The sequence below is a fragment of the Streptomyces sp. NPDC059010 genome (assembly GCF_042740355.1).
Classification (GTDB): domain Bacteria; phylum Actinomycetota; class Actinomycetes; order Streptomycetales; family Streptomycetaceae; genus Streptomyces.
Window position 1 is genome coordinate 83,343 of sequence record NZ_JBHYJA010000019.1, and the last position, 25,371, is coordinate 108,713.

Below are 25,371 nucleotides of genomic sequence, written 5' to 3' on the forward strand. Positions count from 1 at the left end.
GGCCATAGTCCGTCAGGCCCGTTCCGTCGCGGGCTCGGCCGGTGTCGTGCCCAGGCGGGCCTGTTCCTCCTCCACGATGCGGCGGGCCAGGCTCAGGTCCGAGATGTCGACGGCGTCCGGGGTCGACTCGGCGACCGCGCTGCGGCGGGCGTACGCGTCGAACAGGCGGGACTTGTTCTCCAGCATCCGCACGAGCCGTTCGTCCACGCCGCCCGTGCAGAGCAGGCGGTGCACATGGACCGAGCGGACCTGGCCCATGCGGTGGGCGCGGGCGACCGCCTGGTGTTCGACGGTGGGCTTGAGCTGCGGCTCGCAGAGGATGACGACGGACGCGGCCTGCATGTTCAGGCCCACTCCGCCCGCCTCGATCTGCGCGAGCAGCACCGCATGGGCGGGCGCGGCGGCGAAGTCGTCGACCAGTTGCTGGCGGCGGGCGGGCGGCACGCTGCCGGAGATCGGCCCGAAGACGGGGCCGTTGTCCGCCAGCGCGTCACTCACCGCGCGCAGTACGTCACGGAAGGCGGAGAACACGACGACCTTGAGGCCGTTCTCGGCGGCCTCCGTGGCGATCTCGCGCAGGCGGTCGAGCTTGGCCGACTGCTCGGGGCGGGCGTATGCCGCCCGGCGCATGGCCATGAAGTTCCCGGCGGCGACGGCCTCGCGGTAGGCCTCCTCGTCCTGCGCGCTGGGCTCCTCCCACTCGTCCGTGTGCTGGAGTGCGGGGAGCTCGGTGAGGACGTCCTGCTGGTTGCGGCGCAGATAGACCGGCGCGACGGCCTTCCGGAACGCCTTGGAGCCCGCCACGCCGTCGTGGTCGTCCACGGACTCGGCCAGCTCGGGCTGGAGGATGCGCACCAGGCTGCGGAACTCCTCGACGCGGTTCTCCATGGGCGTGCCGGTCAGGAACAGCACGCGGTCGCAGTGCCGCGCCCACTCGGAGACGGTCATGGTGCGGCGGGTCTGCGGGTTCTTCACGAAGTGCGCCTCGTCGACGACGAGCATGCCCAGCTCGCCGCCGCCGGGCACCGGGAAGCCGCGCAGGGCGTCGAAGGTGGTGACCGCGACGCCGCCGCGCCCCTTCCAGTCGGCGTACGCCTCCTGCCGGTCGGGGCCGTGCAGCGGGGTCACGCGCAGTGCGCTGCGCTTCTCGATCTCGCGGGTCCAGTTGATGAGCACGCTGGCCGGGCAGACGACCAGGAAGTGGCTCTCCCCCTCGCCGGCGAGGTGCGCCAGCGCGGCGATGGCCTGGATCGTCTTGCCGAGCCCCATCTCGTCGCCGAGGATCACCCGGCGCTGGGCGAGCGCGAAACGGGTGCCGAAGGACTGGTAGCCGCGCAGCGAGACCCGGCGGTGGGTGTCGTCCAGCGACTGGGTCCTGACCCGCTCGGCCACCTCGTCCGGCAGAAACCCCTCGGCCGCCGCCGGGTCGGGGGCGCGGCCCGAGACCTCGGCGAGCAGGCCGTAGTACTCGGCGGAGCGGAGCTCGAAGTCGACCAGGGCGGCCACGTCGGAGTCCGGACGGCGCAGCATGTCGACCGAGGCCTGGGCGAGGAGCTGCGGCACGTCGTCCTGGCCGGCCCGCTCGGTCAGTTCACGCACCTCGGCCAGGGCCGTCAGCGCGCGTTCGCGTCCGGCGCGGCCCGCGAGCAGCATGCGCAGCCGCCCGGCCGTCGGGGCCGCGTCGGCCAGCGCCGGGCCCAGCCGCTCGGTGAGCGCGGCGGCCGTGTCGACGGCCCGGCGCGCCTCGGGGCCCGCCTCCACCAGGACGTTGAGCGCGACGACCAGTGCGGTGGTCCGGGGCTCCGGGTCGTCCACGTCGATATGCACGGCGATCGTCTCGCGCACGGCGTCGGCGATGCGGCGGGCGGCGGCCACGGTCTGGTCGGCCGTCTGCTGCCCGACCCCGGGCAACTGCCGCAACCGGTACGGCCCCGCGTCCAGGACCTGCCCGACCGTACGGAAGCCGCCCCTCTCCACCTCGCCCAGCCGCAGCCTGCCCTCGGTGAGGTCCCTCAGACGGGCCACCGGGATGGCGTCCAGCTCGGCGCGGGCCAGCTCGTCATGGATCGGTTGCAGGGCCGCGCGCACCGCCTCGACGGCCCGCGCGTGATCCTCCACGACGGCCTGCGCCGCCTCGTACAGCCGCCTGCCCCCGGCCACCGCCTCCCGCTCGCTCCGCCCCATCGCGCCCCGCCCCCCTTCGCCCCTCTCATCGCGTCCCCGCATCCTGCCATTGCTGGGACGAACGCCGTCCGGCCCCAGGTTCACGCACGACCGTCGGTTCACGTACGACTGTCGGTTCGCGCACGACCGCCGGTTCGCGCACGTCCGGGCCCCACCGGCAGGGGCCGTGCTACTTGATGAGCGCGTTGGCAACCACGACGATCACGCCGAGCAGCGCGTCCACACAGCCGACGGCCAGCGCCGCGCGCCAGGTCCGGCCCGAGGCGCGGGCGGCGGACAGCCCCCAGGCGAAGAGCAGGACGATGTTGAAGCCGAAGGCCACGTACTCGATGCCCTCCGAGCGCCACCAGCCCCAGGCCGCGCCGAGCAGCATCACCAGCGTGGGCAGGGTGGCCACGATGAGCGGCCATTCGTCGGCCAGCACCCGCAGCGCGCCGCGCACGCCCGTGCGGGAGCCGTCGCCGCGCCGGGCGATGAGATGCGCGTACCCGTGCGCCAGGGCCGAGGCGACGGCGGTGATCAGCAGCCACCGGGCGTCGTAGAGCCAGTCGGCGCGTGACGTCTCGCCGTACTTGGTGAGCGCGGCGACCATCGAGCTGGCCAGGACGGCCCCGTACACACCTCCGAACAGCACGTTCGGCCGCGCCACGACGCGTCGGAGGCGCGGGAGGGCAACGGGCCTGGACATGGGGGTGGGGGTGGGCACGGAAAGCTTCCTCGGGCTGGGGGTCGGCGGACCGGAGCGGCCCTACTTCCAGGACAGCCGGTGGGCTCCCGGCGGCACCACCCCTCGCCCTGCCGGAAGCACCCCGCCCACCGGTCCCGGACTCCCCCCGACCGGCGGGAACGCCCCGCCACCGCGGCTCACGGGGACGTGTCCCGTTCTACGGTCGGAGCGGTGACAATCGACATCGACGTGCGGCCGGAGCCGTACACACAGGGACGGCGAGGCGGGACGCACGTGATCCGGGTCATGGTGGTGGACGACGAGGCGCTGGTGCGCTCCGGCTTCAAACTCATCCTGAGCGCGGCCGACGACATCGACGTCGTCGCGACCACGGCGGGCGCGGAGGCGGTGGACGCCGTGCGGCGGGAAGCCCCCGATGTCGTGCTGCTGGACATCCGGATGCCGGACGTGGACGGGCTGACCGTGCTGCGGCAACTGCGCGCGCTTCCGGAGCCGCCGGTGGTGGCGATGCTGACGACGTTCGACGCCGACGAGTACATCCTGACCGCGCTGCGCTCGGGCGCGGCCGGCTTCCTGCTCAAGGACACCGAGCCCGACCAGCTCGCCCAGCTGGTCCGCACCCTGGCCGCGGGCGGGGTCGTGATGTCACCGAAGGCGTCCCGTGCCGTCTGGCAGAGCCACCCCGGTGCCGCGACCGCCGACGACGAGGAGACCACCCGTGTCGGCCGGCTCACCGAACGCGAACGCGAGGTCCTCGTGCTGATCGCGGAGGGACTGTCCAACGCCGAGATCGGCACCCGCATCCACCTCAGCGCGGGCACCGTCAAGGACCACGTCAGCGCGATCCTGACCAAGCTGCGGGTCGGCAGCAGAGTGCAGGCGGCGCTGCTCGCCCAGCGGGCGGGACTGCTCGACGAGGGACAGCGGCGCCCGGAGGCCGGTCTCGAAGACCATCGGCGCCCGGAGGCCGGGCGATGACCAGGCCGGGGGCTTGGTGGGCGCGGATTCCGGAACCGGTCATCGACCACTTGGTCGTCGCGGTCGCCGCCATGGACGTCCTGCTCAGCCTGGAGGACGCGGGCCCGGTCGAGCAGGCGATGGCCGCGCTGGCGTGCGCCGCACTCGTGGTGCGACGGCGCTTCCCCCTCCCGGTCTTCCTGCTCACGCTCCCCGCCAGCCTCATGCTGGACGTCGTCTTCGCCCCGTTCGCGGCGCTGTTCACGCTGGCCGAACGCTCCCGTGACCGCCGTCTGCTCGCCGGGTGCGCCGTGCTGTTCGCCGTCGCCTCGGCCGCACCCTGGCCGCTGAACGGCCTGTCCTCGCACGACCGCACCTGGACCCTGATCTACTTCTTCTACACCCTCGCCACCGCCGCCGCCCCCGTCCTGCTGGGCCAGCTCGTCCAGGCCCGCCGCGACCTGGCCCACCGCCTCACCGAGATCGAGGAGGCCCGCGAGCACGAACGCCTGCTGCACTCCCAGGCCGTCCTGGCCCGCGAACGCGCCCAGCTCGCCCGCGAGATGCACGACGTCGTCTCCCACCAGGTCAGCCTGATCGCCGTACAGGCGGGCGCCCTCCAAGTGGCCGCCACCGACCCGGACTTCAAGGAGGGGGCCCGCACCATCCGCACCCTCAGCGTCGACACCCTGGACGAGCTGCGCCACATGGTCACCCTGCTCCGCGCCTCCGGCGGCCGGGCCACCGAGCTCACCCCTCAGCCCACCCTCGCCGACCTGCACAAACTCGTCGACACGAGCGGCCTCGACGCCGAGCTGGCCGGCGAACTCCCGCCGAGCGTCAGCACCCCGGCCCAGCGCGCCGTCTACCGAACCGTCCAGGAAGCCCTCACCAACGTCCGCAAACACGCCCCCGGCGCCACCGCGACGGTCCGGCTCTGGCATGCGGACGACGGCACCGCCTTCGGCGTGACGGTCACGAACACACCGCCCACCCGTTCCTCGCTGCCCCTCCCCGGCTCCCGCCAGGGCCTGATCGGCCTCAGGGAACGCGCCGAACTCCTGGACGGCACCTTCGACTCGGGCCCCACGGCCGACGGCGGCTACGAGGTGAGTCTGCGGATCCCGAACCGTACGGACTGACGCCCGCCACCACACCGGGAACCGCGCGTCAGCACCGTCACTTCTGCACCGTCACCTCCGCACCGTCACATCTGTACGCGACCGTGGATTCCGTGGCTGCGCAGTGTGTCGGCCCACAGTCCGCTCACCGACTCGCGCAGCGAGCGGACGGCGGTCCAGCCGAGGAGTTCACGGGCGGGCTCGGGGTCGACCTGGATCCAGTCGTCGCCGGCCGCGCCCGTGGCGGCGGCGGGAAGCTCCCGGACCTCGGCGGGCACGCCGCTCACCTCCACGAGCAGATCGACCAGCCACCGCACCGCCACGGCCTCGCCGCGTCCGACCGGGACGACCAGCCCCGGAACGCGGGCGCGGGTGGCGGCCAGCACCGCGTCCGACACGTCACGCACGTCGACGTAGTCGCGGTGGGCGCGCAACTGGGACAGCTCCACGACCGCCGGGAGCATGTCCCGGGCGACGGCCTCGGCAAGCCGCCCGGCCACCCGGCCGAGCAGGCTGACCGCCGGGGTGCCCGGCCCCGCCACATTGGCGATCCGCAGCACACCCACGTCGACCACGCCTTCCGCGGCGGCCTCCAGTACAGCACGGCTCGCGGCGAGCTTCGCCTTGCCGTAGGCGGTCGTCGGCCGGGGCGGTGACGCGGTCCGGGTCGATTCGCCGGGCGGGGTCGGGCCGTACTCCAGCACCGAGCCCAGGTGGACGACGTAGGGACGGCAGGCGGTCCGCCGCAGCGCGTCCAGCAGGCGGCGGGTGGGCACCGCGCAGTTGGTCTCCATGTCCCGTTCGGCGATGCCCCAGTTGCTGCCGATGGCGTTGACCACCGTGTGCGGGCGAACGGAGTCGATCACCTCGGCCAGTTCCCCGGGCGACGCCGTGGTGACGTCCAGGACGAGGAGCCGGCACGGCAGGGGGAAGTCCGGTATCCGCCGGGCGACCGCGGTCACCTCGGCTCCCGCCGCGGTCAGGTCCTCGCACAGCCGGCGCCCCACGAACCCCGTTCCACCGGCCACGAGAACACGCTCGCGCTCATCGGCCACCTGCTCCTCCTGACCGGCCGTCGCCGAGCAGCCGTGCCCGGCTCTGCACCTGACTTACCAATCGGGCCCGTGCGACGACATCGGCGCCCTGCTCCGCCGGCCCGCCGCCGTCGACGGCCCGGGCGAAGCGCGTGAGGGTGCCGGCGAACTGGTCGTCGGCCGGCAGGACGATCTCCCGCACCCCTTCGGCGCGTTCCAGCCGGACCCTGGGGACGAAGTCGGGCGGCGGGGTGAAGGCACGGTCGACGACGATCCGGCCCTCGCTCCCCCACAGCGTGTACGCACAGCGGTAGCCGTGCTCGAAACCGAAGGACACGTGCGCGGTGCGGCCGTCCGGTGCGCACAGCAGCACGTCGCCCGCCACGTCGACGTCCGTTTCGGTCCCCATCCGCAACGTCGCCCCGACCACATCGAGGTCGGGCCCGAGGAACATGCTCGTCGCGGCGAGCGGATACACGCCCGCGTCCAGCAGGCTGCCGCCGGCCAGATCCGCCCGGTACCGGACGTTGTCGTCGGACAGCGGCGGGAATCCGAATTCGCCGGTCATGGACCGCAGTTCACCGATGCCGCCCTCGGCCAGCAGCTTGCGCACGGCGTCGTGCATGGAGTGCTGGGTGAAGGTCAGGTTCTCCATCAGCGTCAGGCCGCGGGAGTTCGCGAGGGCGACCGCGCTCACCGTGTCCGGGTACCGGGCGGTCAGCGGTTTCTCCGCGAGGACGTGCTTTCCCGCGTGCAGGGCCCGCACGATCCAGTCGTGGTGCAGTCCGGTGGGCAGGGAGACATAGACGGCGTCGACGTCCGGGCTCTCCAGCAGCGCCTCGTAGCCGGCGACGGCCTCGCCGCCGAACTCGGCTGCGAACGCACGGGCGTTGTCCTCGCTGCGGGAGGCGACGGCGGTCACCGTCACCTCCGGCAGTTTCAGCGCGGCCGGGAGGGTACGGCGTCGGGCGATGTCGGAGCAGCCGAGAATGCCCAGCCGCAGGGAACGCTCGTTCTTCATGGGGTCACCAACTCTGCAGGCAGGCGAGCAGGCTCCGGGCCTCGACGTTGACGTAGTAGCCGTGCCGCAGGAGCCGGGTGAGCTGGTGGGCGGTCAGCCAGCAATAGTCTTCGGGGACGGCCACGGGGAAGTCGTCGTCGGCTTCGACCAGGAGATAGCTGTTCTGCGAGTGGTAGAAGCGCCCGCCCTCCTCGGCCAGGACGGCACTGTAGAGAAGGCGCTCCCGGGGAGCGGTCAGGACGTAGTCGAGGAACCGCGGCGGCCCTTGCGGATAGTTCTCCGGGACGCACTGCACGGTCGGGCCCATCTCCATGCCGTCCATCAGGCCGGGCTGGAAGCGGGCGTGGACCAGCAGGTGCGCGACCCCTTCGATGACCTTGATCACGAACGCGACGATGCCGCGCCCCTTCGGGGACAGCAGCGGCTGGTCCCATTCGGCCACCTCGCGGTTGCCGACCTGGGCGGTCACTCCGATGATGCTGAAGTGCCGCCCGTCCTCGTGGGTGATCTGCTCCGGGGTGCTGTGCCACCCGGGCAGGGCGTTCAGGGGCGTCCGGTGCGCTGTCAGTTCGTGCCGGCTCTTGGCCCCGGTGAACCAGCGCAGCACGGCCCCGGTGTCGTTCAGGGAGGGGCCCTGGCCCGTCGACGACAGGACGAGTGCCGCCGCGACGTCACCGACGGGCACCGGCCGGGAGGCGGGGAACGCGTCCGCCGGGAGACAGGCCAGCACGGTTCGGGTGTCCATGTTGACCAGGCCGTCGATCCGCAGCAGCCGCCGCAGTTCGGTCAGTTGCAGCCAGTGGTACCCCTCGGCGGCGGGCACGTCCTCGGCCACCTGGACGACCATGTTGCGGTTGCGTTTGCGCAGGAACCACGCGCCCTGCTCGGACTGGAGGACATCCACCAGTGTCCGGCCCGCGCCGGGCTGGGTGAAGAACTCCAGATAGCGGGTGCTCCGGCCCTGGTGGATGCGCGTGTAATTGCTGCGTGTGGCCTGGACGGTGGGCGACAGCTGGATGCGGTTGTGGTTCCCCGGCTCGATCTTGGCCTGCACCAGGCAGTGCGGAACGCCGTCGATCTCCTTGACCAGCATGCCGAGGATGCCGATCTCCGGCTGGTTGATGATGGGCTGGCTCCACTCGCGCACCGGTCCGTAACCGGTGCGCACCCGGAGACCCTCGACGGCGAAGAAGGCTCCGGACTCATGGGCGAGGTTTCCCGTGCCGGCGTCGAACCGCCATTTCCGCAGCTCGGTCAGCGGCGCCCGCGTCACCCGGCACTGCGCGGCGGCGGAGCACCGGGCGAACCAGTCGATGAACTCCGCACCGGCGACGTCCGGCAGGTACGACTCCGGCGGGAGGGATCGTACGAGGCCGCCGGCCTGGTCCGCCGGGAGGCTTACCACAGACCGGCCTGTTCGAGAACGGCCTCGCCGGCGGCGTTCTCGCTGCCGGTGAGCAGCCGCAGGTCGCTGTCGACCATCATGGCGACCAATTCCTCGAACGAGACCTCGGGCTTCCAGCCGAGCTTCTGCCGGGCGCGGCTCAGGTCGGCGCAGAGCAGTTCCACCTCCGCCGGGCGCAGCAGCCGGGGGTCCACCTCCACGTGGTCGCGCCAGTCCAGCCCGACGTGGGCGAAGGCGAACTCCACCAGATCGCGCACCTGGTGGGTGATCCCGGTGCCGAGGACGAGATCCTCCGGATCGTCCTGGGCGAGCATCATCGCCATCCCGCGCACGTAGTCCCCCGCGAAGCCCCAGTCGCGTTCCGCGTCGAGGTTGCCCAGCCGGAGCTTGTCCATCAGGCCCAGTTTCACGGCGGCCGCGGCGAGCGAGACCTTCCGGGTGACGAACTCGGGGCCCCGGATCGGCGACTCGTGGTTGAACAGGATCCCGCTGACCGCGAACATCCCGTAGGACTCGCGGTAGTTCTGCACCATGTAGTGCCCGAAGGTCTTGGCCACCCCGTAAGGGCTGCGGGGGTGAAAGGGCGTGGCCTCGCTCTGCGGGGTCTCCCGCACCTTTCCGAACATCTCCGAGGTGGATGCCTGGTAGAAGCGCGGGACGCCGCTGCTGGTGGTCCGGGAGCTGCTGAGCCCTGCCGCGCTGCGGATGGCCTCCAGCATCCGCAGCACACCCTTGCCGGTCACCTCCGCGGCCACGGTGGGCTGCTTCCAGGAGACCGGGACGAACGACAGGGCGCCGAGGTTGTAGACCTCGGTGGGGCTGGACTGCTCGACAGCAGCGATCAGGCTCGTCTGGTCCAGCAGGTCGCCGCTCACCACGCGAATGTCCGGGTGCAGCGGACTACCGTCGCGGGTATAAGGCCGACCCTGCCCGCGCACCATTCCGAATACCTCGTATCCGGATTCCATAAGGTGACGGGCGAGGTAAGTGCCATCCTGGCCAGTGATTCCCGTTATGAGCGCTCGCCTAGACAGAATCGTCTCCCAGCCGTGAGAAAATACTTATCACCAGTCGCCGGAAACGGTACGGGAAGAGCACAGGTAAATCACTATTCCGGCGAGGATCATAGTGAATTCACTAGCGTCGCTGAGCACGGAGAATTTCCCGGAGCGCCGGCTCAGCTCGGCGGGCCCGCCGAAACGGGGACGGCCTCGATCAGCCACAGGTCGGTTCCGTCCAGCGGCGTGACCGCCGCGAGGGTCAGACCCGCCGCCGCGCAGAGCCGCTCGAAGTCGCCACGCGTGCGCTCCAGCCCGTTGCCGTTGACGAGCAGGTTGAGGTCGTTGAGGTACGTCGTCGGCACGGCGTCGGCCGGCACCGTGTCGGGCAGCAGGTGCTCGACCATGACGATCCGGCCGTGCGCCGGCAGTCCCCGGCGGCAGTGCGCCAGAATCGTCGCGGCCCGCTCGTCCTCCCAGCCGTGGACGACGCTCTTGAGCAGATAGACGTCACCGCCCGCGGGTACGTCGGCGAAGAAGTCGCCGACCGCCACCTCGCAGCGGTCCGCGACGCCCGCCGCCGCCAGCACCTCCGCGGCCTGCGCGACCCCGGCCGCCGTGTCGTACAGCACGCCGCGCAGCGACGGGTGCGCGCGCAGCACCGCGGCCAGCAGCGTTCCGTCGCCGCCTCCGATGTCCACCACGGTGCGGACGCCGGAGAAGTCCTGGCGCACCGCGACCAGATCGGCGATCCCACGGGTGCCCTGGCTCATCGCCGAGTTGTAGAGCCACGACAGGTCGGGGTCGTCCGCCAGGTACGCGAAGAAGTCACGGCCGAACACCCGGTCGAAGGCCGGGTCGCCGGTCCGGACGCTGTGGTCCAGGTGCTGCCAGGCCGTCGCGACCGCGGGGTCGGTGAGCATCCGGGTCAGCGCGTGGAAGGACGGTGCGCGGTCGGCGCGCAGCAGCTGCCCGACCGGCGTCAGTGCGAACACCCCCGGCTCGGACTCGTGCAGCACGCCGAGGGCGGCCAGGCCGCGCAACAGCCGGTTCATGGCGGCGGGTTCGCTCTCGAAGTCCTTGGCCAGCCCGTCGGCGGTCCGTTCGCCCTCCCCGATCGCGTCGGGCAGCCGCAATCGTACGGCCAGGCCGACGACCTGGGTGGCCATCCCGCCGAACACCAGCCGGATCAGCTCCGTCCAGGGGGGCGCCGCAGTCCGCTGCTCGTCCATCTCGTCACCGGCCCTCTCGTCGCGGGGTGTCCTTGCCCAGGCCCAGGCGTACGGCTCGTTCGACCGGGGTGTACCGCCCGTCGGGCCGGTCGAGTTCGAGCTGCCCGACGGGCAGCAGGTTCGGCTGGGCCATGAACCGCGGGCTGGTGCCGGTGTTGGCCACCGGCGTGTGCACCAGGAAGGGGTGGCACAGATAGGCGTCGCCGGCCTTCCCGGTGGCCGACTTCAGCGGCCGGGACCGTCCCACCTCCCCGGCCTCCAGGTAGGTGCCCTCGGCGCCGTACGGCTCCAGCAGCGGCGGTACGTCCAGGTGGGAGCCGACCCGGATCAGGGTGGGCGCGTCCTCTTCGCCGGTGTCGGAGAACAGGAACAGCAGCAGCAGCGCCCGGCCGCGGGACCACACGTTGTACCGGAAGATCTTGTCGTAGTCCGGCGGAACCACATCCAGCTCGCCGCTCCAGTCCCGGTCGGCGTCCGCGTCCTCGGCGAGGAAGCTGGCGTCGATGTGCCAGCCGTAGTCCTCGGTCTCCTCCGGCCGCTTCGACACGGGGAACCGCACCGGGAACGTGCCGACCTGGGTCAGCGGCTGCCAGCGGCCCTCCCCGGCGAGCTGGTCGTAGGCGGCGTGCAGCTCGGGGGTGTTGGCGGCGCGCAGGAACACGTCGTCGTCACGCACCCCCAGCCGGACCACTTCCCGCGTCCAGGTGGCCGGGTCGTCGGGGTCCATGGCCAGTTGCCGCCACAGCAGGGCGCGCGCCTCCTCGGCGAGTTCCCCGGGGAACGCTCCCGGCAGGTGGATGAAGCCGTCGGAGACGAAGCTTTCAAGCTGCGCCTCGGTCAGTACGCGGGTTCCCATCACGCTCCTTTACAGGACGGTCGCCGAGCTCGGCACTAATCCCGAAGCGGATGCTACATAGCCGCACGCGAAGAAGAACTAGAGATTCCACTAGAGCATCGCGAATACACTCGGTGGAGTATTTCACAATTACCCATGGCTTACCCATGGCGGATTACTGAATTATCAGTGGGGAGCTCGATGTCCAAAAAAGTGCTCGTGATCGGCGGTGGACCGGCCGGGTCCACGGCAGCCTCCTTGCTCAGCAAGGCCGGCATGTCCGTCAAGCTACTGGAACGGGAGACGTTCCCCCGCTACCACATCGGCGAGTCGATCGCCTCCTCGTGCCGCACCATCATCGACCTCGTCGGCGCGCTGGAGGAGGTCGACTCGCGCGGTTACACGGTCAAGAACGGTGTGCTGCTGCGCTGGGGCAACGAGGACTGGGCGATCGACTGGCCGAAGATCTTCGGGCCGGACGTCCGCTCCTGGCAGGTCGACCGCGACGACTTCGACCATGTGCTCCTGAACAACGCCGTCAAGCAGGGCGCCGACGTCACCCAGGGCGTCACGGTCAAGCGCGTGCTGTTCGACGGCGACCGCGCGGCGGGGGCCGAGTGGCTGGATCCGGACACCGGTGAGCTGGTCAGCGAGGAGTTCGACTACGTCATCGACGCTTCCGGCCGGGCCGGCGTCGTCTCCAAGCACCTGAAGAACCGCCGCCCGCACGAGATCTTCCGCAATGTCGCGATCTGGGGCTACTGGGAGGGCGGCTCCCTGCTGCCCAGCTCGCCCACCGGCGGCATCAACGTCGTCAGCGCCAAGGACGGCTGGTACTGGGTGATTCCGCTGCGCGGAGACCGGTACAGCGTCGGCTTCGTCTGCCACCAGGACCGGTTCCTGGAGCGCCGCCGGGAACACGACGACCTGGAGGGGATGCTGGCCGCGCTGGTCGAGGAGTCCCCGACGGTTCGCGATCTCATGGCGAACGGCGTCTACCAGCCGGGCGTGCGGGTGGAGCAGGACTTCTCCTACGTCGCCGACAGCTTCCACGGCCCCGGCTACTACCTCGCCGGCGACGCCGCCTGCTTCCTCGACCCGCTGCTGTCCACCGGCGTCCACCTGGCGCTCTACAGCGGGATGCTGGCCGCGACGTCCGTGCTCGCCACGGTGAACGAGGACGTCACGGAGGTCGAGGCCGGGGCGTTCTACGAGTCGCTCTACCGCAACGCCTACCAGCGGCTGTTCACCCTGGTGTCCGGCGTCTACCAGCAACAGGCCGGCAAGGCCGCCTACTTCGGCCTGGCCGACGCGATGACCCCGGAGCGCGCCACGACCGAGTACAAGCAGGTCGACGGCGCGGTGGCGTTCGCCGAGCTGGTCGCGGGGCTCGCCGACATCCACGACGCCGTCACCGGCACACACGAGGACCGCGCCCATCAGGCGCACGCCGAGGCCGGTGCCCTGCCGGAGGACAACTCCGTCCGTCAGCTGCTCACCGCGGCCGAGAACGCCCGTCTGATGGCGGCGGCCGGCACGCCGAGCGCACCGGTCAGCGAGGCTCCCGGCAAGATGGACGCCCACGACCTCTTCGACCCCGCCACGGGGCTGTACCTGGTGACCAGCCCGACCCTGGGGATCGGCCGGTCCAGGCCCTGACCGCAGAACTGATTTCGGGCTTCACGCCTCGTGGTTACGAGGCTGAAGCCCGAAGTCATGCCCGGTGCACACGGATCGCCCGCTCGGATCGCCCGCTAACGCGTCGAGGCGGAAGGGGCCCGGCCGGCGTCGTCCAGCACGCGCGCCCAGCACTGCCGGACCCCCTCGGCCAGGGGGATGGCGGCCCGCCAGTCGAGTTCGGTGCGGGCCCTTGCGACATCCAGCCAGTTGCCCCGCCGGTCGAAGGACCGTTCCCGCTCCCAGCGCACCGCGACGGAGCCGCCGGTCACGCCGGACACGATGTCCAGCAGGCCGCTCAGTGAAGTGGGCACACCCGAGCCGACGTTCACCACGTCGGGCAGCGGGCCGCCGCCGACCCGGCCGCGCAGCGCGAGCAGGAACCGGGTGACGTCGTCGACGTGGACATAGTCCCGGACCACATGCGGATCGCCGAACACCCGCACCGGCTCGCCCCGAGCGGCCGCCGTCAGCCAGTGCGGCAGCACGCCGAACCCGCGCACGGCGCGCTGGTCGGGGCCGTACACGTTGCTCAGCCGGGCCACCACGGCACGGACGGCATCCGCGCGTTGGAACAGTTCGCGTTCGAGGCGGAGCTTGGCGTGCCCGTAGACGGAGTCGGGCCGGGTCGGGGTGGTCTCCCGGTAGGGCGGTTCGACCTCGGGCGCGTAGACGGCCCCGCCCGAGCTGGCCAGGACGAACACCGGGCGGCGTCCGCGGCGGGACAGCGCCTCCAACACCTCGACCAGCAGCCTGCGTTCGGCCTCCACCAGGTCGGGGCGCCGTTCGGCGAGGACCGGGCTCAGCCCGGCCGCCAGGAAGTAGACGATGTCGGCCTCCGCCAGTCCCGGCGCGGCGCGGCCGCCGGCCACCGGCGGGAACGCCCGGTTGAAGGCGGCCGGGGCTCGCGTTCCGTCGGCGGTGAGCCTGGCCATCAGCCGGGAACCGATGAAGCCCGTCGCCCCGATCACCGCCGTGCGGTCCCCGGGCAGCTGGTCCGCCGTGGTCACAGCGCACCCGCGCGCGCCAGCGGCGACGCGGCCAGGTCGGCGAGGGAGGCGACCCGCGGCACGTCGGCGTCCTGCGGAGGCACGGTACGGACCGCGCGCAGCGCGCGGTAGGCCCGGGCGATGTCCGCATGGACGCCCTGTGGCGTGCGGTAGCCGTCCTCCGGCAGCACGAACACCGCCGGGCAGCCCAGGGAACGGGCGGGTGCCACGTCGTGGTCGACGCGGTTGCCCACCACCAGCAGCTCGGCGGGCGCCGTCCCCAGCCGCTCCAGGGCGAGGCCCAGCAGCCGTGGATCGGGCTTGGCGACCCCCTCGAAGCAGTCGAGGACCACCGTCCGCAGAACGGCGGTCAGTCCCCAGTCGGCGAGCACGTCGGCGCACTCGGGCGGCTGGTTGGCGACCACCACCGTCGGCATTTCGAGGGCGAGCTCGGTCACCGCCGCAATGGAACCGGGAATCTCCTGGGCCAGTTCCCGCCAGGCCCGTCGAATCCGGACCCAGCTCTCGTCGGCCGCGGCCGAACCGAGAATGTCCGGCCGGTCCGCGGGCGCGTTCTCGCCCAGATAGAAACGCTCGGTGTCCTCAATGAAATCTCGGAGGGTGATACTCGGATCACCGGTGACCGCAAGATCGAAGGTCCCCTGAAGCCAAGCCAGTTCGAAAGGCTCGTCGTAGTAGATGACGCCTCCGACATCCAAGGCAATCGCACTGTGTCCAGTCATAGCAACCCGCTCCCGTATTTCACATACGTCGCGCCGAGAGTATTGCACGCGCATCATTGGGATCGCGGCCCGGCGACCGGAGAATCACAACTACCGGCAAGAGTCTAGTCAATTCACTATTCTCCGACTAAAACTGATGCCTTATTCCGGGAAGGAACGTATCGTACTCCTCGAATATCTGACGAAAGGAGCCACCGTATGGGGTCCGTGGAAACTGTGATAGACGAGGAGTGCCACGCAGTCTTCCGGCGTGACGGGTTCGCATCACTGCCCCGGCTCGCGGACGACACGGAGCTGGAGTGGCTGCGCGGAGTCTACGATCGCCTGTTCTCCGAGCACGCCGACTTCACGACGGGCGACTACTTCGACATCGCCGCCCGCCAGGATTCCGACGCGCCGGCCCGGCTGCCGCAGATCGTGCGCCCGGAGAAATTCGCCCCCGAGCTGGTCGAGAGCGAGCATTTCAAGCGGTGCCGGGCGATCGCCGCGCAGCTCCTCGACATCCCGGAGGACGAGCTCGACTTCTACGGGCACGCCATTCTCAAGCCGCCGAACTACGGCGCGGAAACGCCCTGGCACCAGGACGAGGGCTACATGGACCCGCGCTGGCGCCGGCCCGGGCTGAGCATCTGGACCCCGCTGGACGAGGCCACGGTGGACAGCGGCTGCCTGCACTACCTGCCCGGCGGGCACCTGGGCCCCGTGCTGCCGCACCGGCACATCGACGACGACGACCGCATCCGGGGGCTGGTGACCGACGCGGTGGACCCGGCCGCCGGAGTGCCCTGCCCGCTTGCCCCGGGTGAGGCCGTGGTGCACGACGTGCGCACTCCGCACTACGCGGGCCCCAACCGCACCGACCAGACGCGCCGGGCGTATGTGCTGGTCTTCATGGGGGCGGCCGAAGAGGTCGCCGACCCCGAGCCGCGCCCCTGGCTCGACAAGCCCTGACGACCTGCCGAGGTCCGCGCGCTCCCCCCGCCGCGGACCTCGGCTCCTCACTTCCAGGTCACTCCGGACAGCAGCCGCCGGTACTGCTCCACATACCGTTCGGCGATGGTCACATGGCCCCACAGCCGGACCGCTTCACGCCGGACCTCGCCGGGCGCCGGCAGCTCCTCAAGGGTCCGGCGCGCTTCCTCGGGCGTGAAGTCGGTGCCGTAGGCCACGACCTTGCCGACCGAGGGCACGATCTCCGCCAGACAGCCGTTCTCCGTGCCCACGACGGGCGTGCCGCTCACGGCGGCCTCGGAGACCACCGTCGCGCCGGGCTCGCACCAGATGCCGCCCCACGGTCCGGTGACGGCCTGGGACATGGCCAGCACCGCATGGGCGGAGGCGAGCAGGTCGAGGCGTCGTTCGCCGCCCACCTCACCGATGGGTTCGACGGTCGAGCCGTACCGGCGGATGATCTCGTCGAAGTACTCCGGCTCCCAGGCGGGCCCGCCCAGCACCAGGCGCCGGCCGCAGGCGTGCGCGAACGCGGCCGCTTCCAGCGCCCCCTTGTGCGGCGAGACCCGCCCCATGAAGAGCAGGAAGTCCTCCTTGGCCACGGCGTCCGCGGCGGACCGGTAACGGGCCGGGTCGACCGGGATCGGAATCACCGGCGCCTCGTCGCCGCCCCCGCAGTGCGCGCGCTGCGCGCGGGAACTGTAGGTGCAGCCAACGGGGTTGACCGGCCGGGTGGTGAAGTGGTGCGAGCTGATGAACGCGGTGCCCGGCGGCAGCCCGGCCGGGCCGATCACCCCGCCGCTGTGGTCGTGGACCACGTCGACATCCGCGGTACGCAGCCACTGCTGGATCTCCTCCGGCTCCCCGGCCGGCACCACGGTCAGTCCCGGACGCCCCGCCGGGCTGCCCGGGGCGCCCAGCAGGAAGACCTCGTGGCCGAGGTCCAGCAGTCCGTCCATCAGGTTGGCGACGACCCACTGGATGCCGCCGTACCCCTGTGGAGGTACGGAGATCCAGGCATCGCTGCCGGGGACCCGCAGCGGGATGTTGACCAGCGCGACCTTCAACGGCCTCATCGGGCCCCTCCCTTCGCCCCACCGGTCCTGCCCCGGGCGCGCAGCGCGCGGTGGTCCCGGCGGCGGGAGCGCATGGTCGGCACCCGGTCGGCGAGCCAGCGCAGCGCCTCGACCGTCTCGCGCGCTCCCGTCGCGGCCGGGACCCGGCCGACGACGCTGTGCCCCAGCAGGTCCGCCACGAGCCAGCGTCCGGCGAGCCGGGCGGCCTTCGCCGGGTGCCAGTCGACGTCCGTGAGGAGGTAGTAGTAGCGGTTGCGCCGCATATGGACCCTGCTGTACGTGCTGGGCACGGCGGCCCCGCCACCGCCCCGGTGCTGGATGCCGAGGTCCAGGTGCAGGGCCACCCGCCAGCCCGCCCAGCGGGCCCGGCGGCACAGGTCGGTCTCCTCGTAGTAGGTGTGCAGCACCTCGTCCAGCAGCCCGATCTCGCGCAGCATCGCGGTGCGGGCGAAGAGCGCCGACCCCTGTACGTAGGCGTGCTCCAGCGTCCGCGGGGCCCGTCCCTGCGGAGGGCCCGCGGAGGAGGGGTGGGCGAGCCCGTCGCCGGCGAAGGCGTGCTGCTCGCCCAGCCACAGGGCCGTGTGCGTCCACTCGTTGAACTCGTCCAGCGCCGTGGAGTCCGGGTCGTAGCGGTACTGCAACGGGCCTACGATGCCGTACTCCGGCCATTTCTCGGCCAGTTCGGTGAGCCCGCGCACCAGGCCGGGCGGCGTCCAGGTGTCGGGGTTGACGAGGAACACGTAGTCCGCGCCGGACTCCAGTGCCCGGCGCATGCCGACGTTGTTCGCCCCGGCGAAGCCCAGATTGCGGTCGTTGCGGATGATCGTCGCTGCGGGCCAGGTCTCGCGCACATGGTCGACGCTGCCGTCCGCCGAGTCGTTGTCGACGTAGCAGACCTCCAGGTCGAAGCCGGTGGTGTCGCTGTCCAGCAAGGACCCCAGACACCGGTCCAGCCAGCGCAGCTCGTTGGTCCCGACGGTGATCGTCACGACCCGCGGCCGACGCTCGGAACTCATCTTCTCTCCCGTTCGCATCAGGGCCGCGTCACTTCAGAACGGCGCGGATCGCATCGGTCAGCTGGGTCGCGTTCGGCAGCAACGCCTGGTCGAGCACGAGCGCGTAGGGGATGACCGCGCCGTCCGGCCGGGTCACCCGCTTGGGCGGGGCCACCAGATCGAACTGCTCCGCCGCGGTGGCCAGCACCTCGGCGCCGAACCCGCACATCCGGTTGGCGTCGTCGATCACGACCAGCCGCCCGGTCTTCGCCACCGATCCCCGGATCGTGTCCCAGTCCACCGGGTAGATGGCGCGCGGATCCAGCACCTCGATCGACGCCTCGTCCGCCATCGCCTCCGCGACCGCCAGGGCGACATGGACGAACTGCCCCGTGGCGACGACGGTGACGTCCTCGCCCGGGCGATGGATCCGGGCCTTCCCGAGCGGCACCGGGCCGAGGTCGCCGGACACCTCCTCGACCGTCCCCATCAGCGCGCTCGGCGCGAAGACGGCCACCGGGTCCGGGTCGCGGACGGCCGACAGGAGCAGGCCGTAGGCGTCCGAGGCGGTGGCGGGCAGCACCGTCTTGATGCCGACGTGCGCGAACAGGCTGTAGGGATGGTCGGAGTGCTGGCCGGCCATGCCCGACCGGGAACCCGAGCCCGGCACCAGATAGGTGACCGGGACCTCCACCTGCCCGCCGGTCATCAGCGAGAACTTGTGCGCCTGGTTGGCGATCTGCTCGAACACCAGATACAGCAGCGACGGGATCTGGTACTCCACGACCGGTCGCTGCCCCGCCATCGCCGCGCCGGTGGCCAGGCTGGTGAAGGCCTGCTCCGACAGCGGTGTGTCGACGACGCGGCCGTCGCCGAAGCGGTCGTGCAGGCCGCCCGCGACCTGGGTGAGGCCGATCCGCACGTCCTCGCCGAAGAGGCAGACGCGGTCGTCCCGCGCCATCTCGTCGTGGAGCGCCTGGTTCAGCGCGGTGATGTACGCAAGTGCAGCCATCAGATCATCACTCCGGGCCGTGCTGTCGTGCCGTCGGCGTACAGGTGGTGCAGCGCCTCGTCGGGTTCGGGGGCCCGGCCCGCGCGGGCGAACTCCACGGCCTCGTCGACCAGCGTGGTGATCTCGGCGTCGATGGCGTGTGCCGTCGTACCGTCCACGCGGGTGCTCTGGGTCCGGAGCGGGTCGCGTGTACGCCAGTCGTCGACCTCGGCGGCGTCGCGGTAGTTCAGCCCGAACTGCTCCTCGAAGGAGTGGTGGCCGTTGAACCGGTAGGTCCGGCAGTCCAGGAACGTCGGGCCGCCGCCCTCGCGGCAGCGTTCGACGGCCTCGGCGGCCGCGTCGGCGGTGGCGTCGGCGTCCATTCCGTCCACCGAGCGCGCCGTCAGGCCGAACCCGGCCGCCCGTTCCACCGGGTCGCCGGCCAGCGACCGGTTCAACGGCAGGCTGGTCGCGTAGCCGTTGTTCTCACAGACGAACACCACCGGCAGCTGCCACAGGGCCGCCAGGTTGAAAGCCTCCAGCACCACGCCCTGGCTGAGCGCGCCGTCGCCGAAGAAGGCCACCGCCACCCGGCCGTCGCCGTGCCGCTGGAACGTCCAGGCCGCACCGGCGGCGATGGGCGCACCCGCGCCCACGATGCCGTTCGCGCCGTAGACGCCGAGGCCGACGTCGGCGGCGTGCATCGAGCCGCCCCGGCCCCGGTTCAGGCCGGCGGTCGTGCCGCACAGCTCGGCCAGCATCCGCTTCGGGTCGGCTCCCTTGGCGAGGACGTGGCCATGGCCCCGGTGGGTGCTGGTGACGACGTCATCCTTGGTGAGCGCCGCGCAGACCCCGGCGGCGACCGCCTCCTGGCCGATGTACGGGTGGATGCCGCCGACGATCTCTCCGGAGAGCGACATCGCCAGGCAGCGTTCCTCGAATTCCCTGATCAGGCGCATGGTCCGGTAGAGCCGGACGGCGCGCGACTCGGCGTTCATCGCCGGTTTCACCTCTCCTTTGGTCATCGGCTGAGCGTCCGGTAGCGGCGCACCGACAGGGGGACGAAGAGCAGCAGCAGTACCGCGGGCCAGGCGAAGGCCAGCCCGATCGCGTGCTCGGCGACCCACGAGCCGCCGGTGACGCCCGGATTGCCGAACAGTTCCCGGCAGGCGGACACCGTCGACGACAGCGGGTTCCACTCCGCGATGTGGCCCAGCCAGCCGGGCATCTTCTCCGGCGAGACGAACGTGTTCGCCAGCATCGTCAAGGGCAGCAGCGGCACATACGCCGCGCCTGCGGCCTCCGGGGGCAGCAGCAGCCCCAGGTAGATCCCGACCCAGATCAGCGAGTAGCGCCACAGCAACAGCAGTCCGAGCGCCGCCAGCGCCTTGCCGGGGCCCTCGTGCCAGCGCCAGCCGACCAGCAGTCCGCATCCGAGGAGGATCGTCAGCTCGATCAGCGAGCTGAACATGTCGGCGAAGCTGCGGCCCAGCGCGACGCCCGACTGCGCCATCGGCATCGAGCGGAACCGGTCGGTCACGCCCCTGGAGACCGCGCTGGTGACGGCCAGCATGCTCGTCACGACGCCGAACATCATCGCCTGTCCGAACAGCCCCGGCATCAGGAACTCGCGGTAGTCCCCGCCGCCCGCCACCGACATGGCACTGCCGAACACGTACCCGAAGACCACCGTCATGATCGGGAACATCATGCAGTAGAAGATCAGCCCGGGATTGCGGCGCCAGTTGATCATGTTGGCGCGGCCGACCACCCAGCCGTCGGCGAGGGCCCACCGGGCCCTTCCCAGCAAGGCCGTCATCCGACCGGCTCCTTCCTACGGCTGGAACGGTTGGTCGCGTGCAGGAACACGTCGTCCAGCGTCGGGCGGCGCAGCGACACGTCGGCCACGCCGTGGCCCTGTCCGCGCAGCGTCTGCACGATCTCCACGAGGTCCCCGACCCGGTCCCGTACCGGCGCGTCGATGCGGCGGGCCTCGGTGTCCACCTCGGGCTCGGTCCCCGTGAAGCGGGCGACCTGCGACGCGGCGGCCGACAGGTCCGCGGTGGCCGCCAGGGTCACCACGATCCGGTCGCCGCCGACGAGGGACTTCAGGGTCTCGGGGGTACCCTCGACGACCCCGCGTCCAGCGTCGATCACGGAGATCTGGTCGGCGAGCCGGTCGGCCTCCTCCAGGTACTGCGTGGTGAGCAGCACGGTCGTGCCCTGCTCGACCATCGAACGGACCATCTTCCAGACCTCGTTGCGATTGCGCGGGTCGAGGCCGGTGGTGGGCTCGTCGAGGAAGAGCACCTTGGGAACGGTGAAGAATCCGGCGGCCAGGTCGAGCCTGCGCCGCATACCGCCCGAGTAGTGCTTGAGCCGCTTGTCGGCGGCCTCGGTCAGGTCGAACAGCTCCAGCAGTTCGGCCGTACGGCGCCGCGCCTCCTTGCGGCCCACGTGGTAGAGGCGGCCCCACATCTCCAGGTTCTCGCGGCCGGTCAGGATCTCCTCGACCGCCGGGTACTGGCCGGTGACCCCGATGCTCCGGCGCACCTCGGCGGGTGCGCGGGTCACATCGTGGCCGGCCACCACGGCACGGCCGCCGTCGGGCTTGAGCAGGGTGCTCAGGATGCGTACGGCGGTGGTCTTGCCCGCGCCGTTGGGACCGAGCAGGGCGCACACGGTGCCCTCGGGCACGACGAGGTCGAACCCGTCCAGCGCGGTCTCGGACCCGTAGGTCTTGCGCAGGCCCTCGGCGACCAGGGCGGCGTTCGCCGACCCGCTCATACTCCTCCTTCCGCGACCAGTTCGGACGGGTCGGCGGCGTTCATGAACGCGGTCAGTGCCCGCAGGTGTCCGGCGGGCTTGGTCCAGTCCAGGCCGTCGCACCACTCGGCGAGTTCGGTGAGCTCGACGGTCGCCCGACGCTTCTCCTCGTCCGGGAGATTGGCCACCGACAGGTCGTCGGGCCACTGCACGACATTGGCCAGGTCCGCGTCGAGGCCCTCCTCGCGGGCGAAGTGCAGCAGGTCCCGCAGCCCCCACAGGTTCAGCCGCTGCGGTGCGACCTGGAGCCACAGGTTCACCTCGGTCTTGGCGCGGCGTACGTTCGCGACGAAGACGTCCCACTTCGCGGGCTGGCGAATGAGCTCGAAGACCTCGCCGACCCCGTCGCAGGACGCGCCGATCCCGATGCTCTTGAAGTGCGGGAAGCGATCGAAGATCTTCTCCGGCAGCACCGTGAGGTTGGAGTTGTAGACGATGTCGACGTTGCCCGCGTTGCCGGTCTCGATCAGCAGGTCCAGCATCGCGAAGTGGCCGGGCTGCATGAACGGCTCGCCGCCCGCGAAGTACAGCCGCCTGATGAGGTGGGCGTTCTCGCGCAGCGTCGCCCACAGCTCCTCGTCCTCCCGGTAGGGGTCGATCACCGCGGACGACCACGGCGGCCGCTTCTTCGCACCCCAGCCGGAGCTGACCGGGTAGGCGCACATCACGCAGCGCAGGTTGCAGGTGTTGCCGAACCGGATGTCGAGGAAGAACGGGAACGCGTCGAACGAGCCGTCGGGAGCGGTGCGTTCGGCCAGATCGGCGAAGTCCACGGTGTCGGCGAACCGCTCGTTGATGCTCTGCCGGTAGGAGGTCGCGCCCCGGTCCTCGCGGTGGTAGCAGTAGTCGCACGCGGACACCCGCTCGCCGGCGAGCATCGCCAGCCGGGTCCGACGCATGTTGGGGCTGTTGAACGCCTCGGTCAGCCCCCGCACCTCGTCGGGATTGTCGCGCGCGTAGCGGGAGTGGGGCGCACAGCCGATCGCGTCCTCGTTGAGCTTGAAGACCGGCTCGTCCACGGATTCGTACAGCTCGTTGTGGTACATGGAGTCGTCCACACAGCAGCGGCCGTAGACACCGTCGATGGAGGCGCACTGGTGGATCCACGGCAGCACACACATGGTGGGGCTCGGCGGGTGCTCGGTCATGTCGCGTGCCTCTCCGGCTTCTCCGGTACGCCCGGCTTGGTGGCGGTCAGCAGGATGTCCAGGTAGAACGGCTCGGTCGGGCCCTCGACGCGGCCCCGGTCGGCGAAGACCCTGTCGAGGTAGTCGTCGACGAGGCGCGGGCGCAGCCGGTCGGCCAGGGTCAGGGTCCGCAGCAGCAGGCCCACCGGACCGCCCGCCGGCCAGCCGTGCTGCCGGCCGTGGTAGCGCAGCAGGAGCAGCAGACCACGGGGTCCGCAGGTGAGCTTGACCGCGCGGTCCACGGTGAACCCGGACCGCTCGGCCTGGGCCGCGAGTCCGTCGGCGGTCCAGCGCCACAGGTCCTGGCCGCCGTGCTCCTCCCAGACCCCGTGCGTGGAGAGCACCAGCCGGCCGCCCGGCCGCAGCAGCCGCAGCGCCTCTCGCAGGTGCGTGTCCGGGTCCGTCACATGCTCCAGGACCTGGGTGGAGAGCACACCGTCGAACGAGCCGTCGGGAAGGCCGGACAGCCCGTCCTCGTCGAGTTCGTGATCCGCCGTCAGGTCCTCGCCACCGCGCATCTCGGCGGTCTCCAGCCGGGCGCCGGGGAGCAGATCGCGGTACGGCGAGGTGCCCGCACCGAAGTCGAGCCAGCGACCCGTCGCCCCGGCGAGCTGCTCGGCCAGCGCCAGGCGCAGGTCGAGCAGATGGGCGTAGGCCCAGTCGCCGGGACGCGGATCGGTCCGCTCCCGGTAACGCTCGGCGATGACCTCCTCCGCGGTGGGCGCACCGCCCGAGCGCGTCATCGCCGGGGCCAGCGCACCCACCAGTGGCAGACGGTTCAGCAGGTTCGTCACCGCCAGTACTCCTCGTGCGGGAACCGCAGTCCGGAGATCGCCGGGGACTCGTCCCACAGCCGGTACTGCTCCACCGGGCGGTACTCGAAGGGCTCCTCGTCCTGGTGTGCCCCGGACGCGGCCCGCTGCTCCAGGCAGGAGCGCAGCACCTGCTGCTTGAGCCCCACGTACTCGGGCACGTGCGGGCCGATGTGGCGCTCCACCTCGCCGGGCCGGTACTCGTAGTAGACGACCCTGCGCTGCTTGCCCACCACCGCCGGAGCACCGTGCAGCGTCAGGATGTTGTGCAGCAGGGCGTCGCCCGGGTTCATCACGGCCGGGACGGCCCCGGTCGCGTCCCACTCGGTGGCGTTGAGCCGCTCGGCGGTCTCGGTGATCTGCTCGTCCGGCCAGTAGTTGGACTGCGGGATGGCCCAGACGCAGTTGTCCTCGGGGGCGGGGTCCAGGTAGACGCCGACGTCGATGACACGGCCGCCGCCGGTGACCGCGACCGGGTCGGAGTACATCTGGCCGTCGCGGTGCCAGGCCAGCCGGGGCGCGCCCGCGGTGGTCTTGAACACCATGCTGTCCCAGGTCGGGATCAGGTTCGGTCCGACCAGGGCCTCCATGGCCTGCAGCAGCAGCGGATGGCCCGCCAGCCGGGCCATCACCGGGGACTTGTCCACGACGTACTCGATACGGACCGGGGCCGCGTCGGGGTCGTCGGGCTCCAGCGTCCAGATGGTGTCGTGCAGGGACCGGGTGCGCCAGGCGTCGTCGATCAGGCCGGCCGCCGCCTCCTGCACCGACTCCAGTTCGGCGGGGCTCAGCAGGCCGCGCACGGCCAGCACACCCTGCCGCCGGAACGCGGTGATGTGCTCGGGGAGCAGGCCGGTCTCCCGGATATGGCATTCGGGGACCGCGAGGGAGGTGAGGGAGGGGGCAGTTGTATCGGTCATGACGGATGCTCATCTCCTCGGGGGGAACGGGCGGACAGGGACGCACGGTCGGCGACGAAGTACCACTGCGTGCGCAACTCGGCTGCCAGGGCGGCCCGGTCGAGTCCCGGTTCCGCCGCCAGCCAGCCCGGCAGGGTGTACAGCGTGTAGCCGAGGTCGTCGACCAGCAGTGCCCACAGTTCGTCGCTGGTGGTGCCGTAGTCGCGCATCGCGTGGTCGCCGCCGTGTTCGAAGACCACGACGGGGGACTGCCGGCGCAGCAGCTCCGCGGCCCCGCGCAGGGCGCCCACCTCACCCCCCTCCACATCCACCTTCACCAGATCGACGCGGGTGTCCTCGGGGACGACGTCGTCCAGCCGTACCGTGTCCACCACGATCTCTTCCAGGGTTTCGTCGGCGCGGTCGTACGGACGGCGGCGCAGGCCGCTGTAACCGGGGTTGGAGACCACGTGGACGAAGCTGTCCCGGCCGTTGGCGGCGGCCGCGGCGGCCTGCCAGACCGTGACATCGGGGAAGTCGCGGCGCAGTTGGTCGGCGTAGTACGGCAACGGCTCGAACGCGAGGTGCCGGCCCTGCGGGGCGGCCCGGCGCATGTGCGTGAGGATCTCGCCGCCTCCGGCACCGATGTCCAGACAGCCGGAGTCCGGGGCGCAGACGCGCTCGATGATCTCGACGGTCAACTGGTCGTACCAGTCGTTGAGCTGGGGAACGGGCACCTCGGAAGCCATC

General features: G+C 71.3%; 24 protein-coding genes. 4 read left to right on the forward strand and 20 right to left on the reverse strand.

Annotated features, from left to right (window positions below; all coding sequences use genetic code 11):
• Positions 1-12: 12 nt before the first annotated feature.
• Both ACFWYS_RS22000 and ACFWYS_RS22005 read right to left on the reverse strand, forming a co-directional pair.
• The gene (locus ACFWYS_RS22000; RefSeq protein WP_384771412.1) at positions 13-2,184 is read right to left on the reverse strand and encodes a DEAD/DEAH box helicase; all 2,172 of its coding nucleotides are present in this window, start codon (positions 2,182-2,184) and stop codon (positions 13-15) included.
• 169 nt (positions 2,185-2,353) lie between these two features.
• Entirely contained in the window at positions 2,354-2,872 is a 519-nt protein-coding gene (locus tag ACFWYS_RS22005; RefSeq protein WP_384771414.1) for a hypothetical protein, read from the reverse strand.
• Positions 2,873-3,157: 285 nt separating this feature from the next.
• Between ACFWYS_RS22005 and ACFWYS_RS22010 the strand changes: the two genes are divergently transcribed.
• Positions 3,158-3,850: a response regulator gene (locus ACFWYS_RS22010; protein ID WP_384771670.1), complete on the forward strand. Its 693-nt coding sequence runs from the start codon at positions 3,158-3,160 to the stop codon at positions 3,848-3,850.
• Positions 3,847-4,971 (forward strand): sensor histidine kinase, encoded by a 1,125-nt coding sequence (locus tag ACFWYS_RS22015; protein WP_384771416.1) that lies wholly within the window; start codon positions 3,847-3,849, stop codon positions 4,969-4,971. The genes ACFWYS_RS22010 and ACFWYS_RS22015 overlap by 4 nt, the downstream gene beginning before the upstream one ends.
• 65 nt (positions 4,972-5,036) lie before the next feature.
• On the opposite strand, the gene ACFWYS_RS22020 is transcribed toward ACFWYS_RS22015, so the two are convergent.
• From ACFWYS_RS22020 to ACFWYS_RS22045, 6 genes are all read right to left on the reverse strand, one after another.
• Positions 5,037-6,005 carry an NAD-dependent epimerase/dehydratase family protein gene (locus ACFWYS_RS22020; protein WP_384771419.1) on the reverse strand — a complete coding sequence of 323 codons (969 nt, stop codon included), beginning with the start codon at positions 6,003-6,005 and terminating at the stop codon, positions 5,037-5,039.
• Positions 5,995-7,005 carry a Gfo/Idh/MocA family protein gene (locus ACFWYS_RS22025; protein WP_384771422.1) on the reverse strand — a complete coding sequence of 337 codons (1,011 nt, stop codon included), beginning with the start codon at positions 7,003-7,005 and terminating at the stop codon, positions 5,995-5,997. Before ACFWYS_RS22025 ends, ACFWYS_RS22020 begins: the two co-directional genes overlap by 11 nt.
• Positions 7,006-7,009: 4 nt before the next feature.
• Complete coding sequence (locus ACFWYS_RS22030) at positions 7,010-8,410, reverse strand: NDP-hexose 2,3-dehydratase family protein (protein ID WP_384771425.1); 1,401 nt, start codon at positions 8,408-8,410, stop codon at positions 7,010-7,012.
• Complete coding sequence (locus tag ACFWYS_RS22035) at positions 8,404-9,444, reverse strand: GDP-mannose 4,6-dehydratase (protein WP_384771673.1); 1,041 nt, start codon at positions 9,442-9,444, stop codon at positions 8,404-8,406. Before ACFWYS_RS22035 ends, ACFWYS_RS22030 begins: the two co-directional genes overlap by 7 nt.
• A 143-nt stretch (positions 9,445-9,587) precedes the next feature.
• Positions 9,588-10,640 carry a methyltransferase gene (locus ACFWYS_RS22040; protein ID WP_384771428.1) on the reverse strand — a complete coding sequence of 351 codons (1,053 nt, stop codon included), beginning with the start codon at positions 10,638-10,640 and terminating at the stop codon, positions 9,588-9,590.
• 4 nt (positions 10,641-10,644) lie between these two features.
• Positions 10,645-11,496 carry a phytanoyl-CoA dioxygenase family protein gene (locus tag ACFWYS_RS22045; protein WP_384771431.1) on the reverse strand — a complete coding sequence of 284 codons (852 nt, stop codon included), beginning with the start codon at positions 11,494-11,496 and terminating at the stop codon, positions 10,645-10,647.
• Positions 11,497-11,676: 180 nt separating this feature from the next.
• On the opposite strand from ACFWYS_RS22045, the gene ACFWYS_RS22050 reads away from it, so the two are divergent.
• On the forward strand, positions 11,677-13,134 hold the full coding sequence (locus ACFWYS_RS22050) for an NAD(P)/FAD-dependent oxidoreductase (RefSeq protein ID WP_384771434.1): 1,458 nt from the start codon (positions 11,677-11,679) through the stop codon (positions 13,132-13,134).
• Between the two features lie 95 nt (positions 13,135-13,229).
• Here ACFWYS_RS22050 and ACFWYS_RS22055 read toward each other — a convergent pair whose 3' ends face one another.
• Together ACFWYS_RS22055 and ACFWYS_RS22060 are read right to left on the reverse strand one after the other, a co-directional pair.
• The gene (locus ACFWYS_RS22055; RefSeq protein ID WP_384771437.1) at positions 13,230-14,162 is read right to left on the reverse strand and encodes an NAD-dependent epimerase/dehydratase family protein; all 933 of its coding nucleotides are present in this window, start codon (positions 14,160-14,162) and stop codon (positions 13,230-13,232) included.
• Positions 14,159-14,884 carry an HAD family hydrolase gene (locus ACFWYS_RS22060; RefSeq protein WP_384771440.1) on the reverse strand — a complete coding sequence of 242 codons (726 nt, stop codon included), beginning with the start codon at positions 14,882-14,884 and terminating at the stop codon, positions 14,159-14,161. Before ACFWYS_RS22060 ends, ACFWYS_RS22055 begins: the two co-directional genes overlap by 4 nt.
• A gap of 198 nt (positions 14,885-15,082) precedes the next feature.
• Between ACFWYS_RS22060 and ACFWYS_RS22065 the strand changes: the two genes are divergently transcribed.
• On the forward strand, positions 15,083-15,835 hold the full coding sequence (locus tag ACFWYS_RS22065) for a phytanoyl-CoA dioxygenase family protein (protein WP_384771442.1): 753 nt from the start codon (positions 15,083-15,085) through the stop codon (positions 15,833-15,835).
• Positions 15,836-15,882: 47 nt separating this feature from the next.
• Here ACFWYS_RS22065 and ACFWYS_RS22070 read toward each other — a convergent pair whose 3' ends face one another.
• The 10 genes from ACFWYS_RS22070 to ACFWYS_RS22115 are packed head-to-tail and all read right to left on the reverse strand — an operon-like array spanning position 15,883 to position 25,370.
• Positions 15,883-16,911: a glycosyltransferase gene (locus ACFWYS_RS22070; protein WP_384771445.1), complete on the reverse strand. Its 1,029-nt coding sequence runs from the start codon at positions 16,909-16,911 to the stop codon at positions 15,883-15,885.
• The gene (locus tag ACFWYS_RS22075; RefSeq protein ID WP_384771448.1) at positions 16,908-17,927 is read right to left on the reverse strand and encodes a glycosyltransferase family 2 protein; all 1,020 of its coding nucleotides are present in this window, start codon (positions 17,925-17,927) and stop codon (positions 16,908-16,910) included. Before ACFWYS_RS22075 ends, ACFWYS_RS22070 begins: the two co-directional genes overlap by 4 nt.
• Positions 17,928-17,955: 28 nt before the next feature.
• Positions 17,956-18,918, reverse strand: a complete 963-nt coding sequence (locus ACFWYS_RS22080; protein WP_384771451.1) for an alpha-ketoacid dehydrogenase subunit beta — start codon at positions 18,916-18,918, stop codon at positions 17,956-17,958.
• Complete coding sequence (locus ACFWYS_RS22085; RefSeq protein WP_384771454.1) at positions 18,918-19,922, reverse strand: thiamine pyrophosphate-dependent dehydrogenase E1 component subunit alpha; 1,005 nt, start codon at positions 19,920-19,922, stop codon at positions 18,918-18,920. The genes ACFWYS_RS22080 and ACFWYS_RS22085 overlap by 1 nt, the downstream gene beginning before the upstream one ends.
• Positions 19,919-20,716 carry an ABC transporter permease gene (locus ACFWYS_RS22090; protein ID WP_384771457.1) on the reverse strand — a complete coding sequence of 266 codons (798 nt, stop codon included), beginning with the start codon at positions 20,714-20,716 and terminating at the stop codon, positions 19,919-19,921. The genes ACFWYS_RS22085 and ACFWYS_RS22090 overlap by 4 nt, the downstream gene beginning before the upstream one ends.
• Positions 20,713-21,684, reverse strand: coding sequence for an ATP-binding cassette domain-containing protein (locus ACFWYS_RS22095; RefSeq protein ID WP_384771459.1), 972 nt, complete (start codon positions 21,682-21,684; stop codon positions 20,713-20,715). Before ACFWYS_RS22095 ends, ACFWYS_RS22090 begins: the two co-directional genes overlap by 4 nt.
• Complete coding sequence (locus ACFWYS_RS22100) at positions 21,681-22,871, reverse strand: twitch domain-containing radical SAM protein (RefSeq protein WP_384771462.1); 1,191 nt, start codon at positions 22,869-22,871, stop codon at positions 21,681-21,683. The genes ACFWYS_RS22095 and ACFWYS_RS22100 overlap by 4 nt, the downstream gene beginning before the upstream one ends.
• Entirely contained in the window at positions 22,868-23,704 is an 837-nt protein-coding gene (locus tag ACFWYS_RS22105) for a class I SAM-dependent methyltransferase (RefSeq protein ID WP_384771465.1), read from the reverse strand. The genes ACFWYS_RS22100 and ACFWYS_RS22105 overlap by 4 nt, the downstream gene beginning before the upstream one ends.
• Complete coding sequence (locus ACFWYS_RS22110; RefSeq protein ID WP_384771468.1) at positions 23,701-24,642, reverse strand: phytanoyl-CoA dioxygenase family protein; 942 nt, start codon at positions 24,640-24,642, stop codon at positions 23,701-23,703. Before ACFWYS_RS22110 ends, ACFWYS_RS22105 begins: the two co-directional genes overlap by 4 nt.
• Entirely contained in the window at positions 24,639-25,370 is a 732-nt protein-coding gene (locus ACFWYS_RS22115) for an FkbM family methyltransferase (protein ID WP_384771470.1), read from the reverse strand. The genes ACFWYS_RS22110 and ACFWYS_RS22115 overlap by 4 nt, the downstream gene beginning before the upstream one ends.
• Position 25,371: the final 1 nt, after the last annotated feature.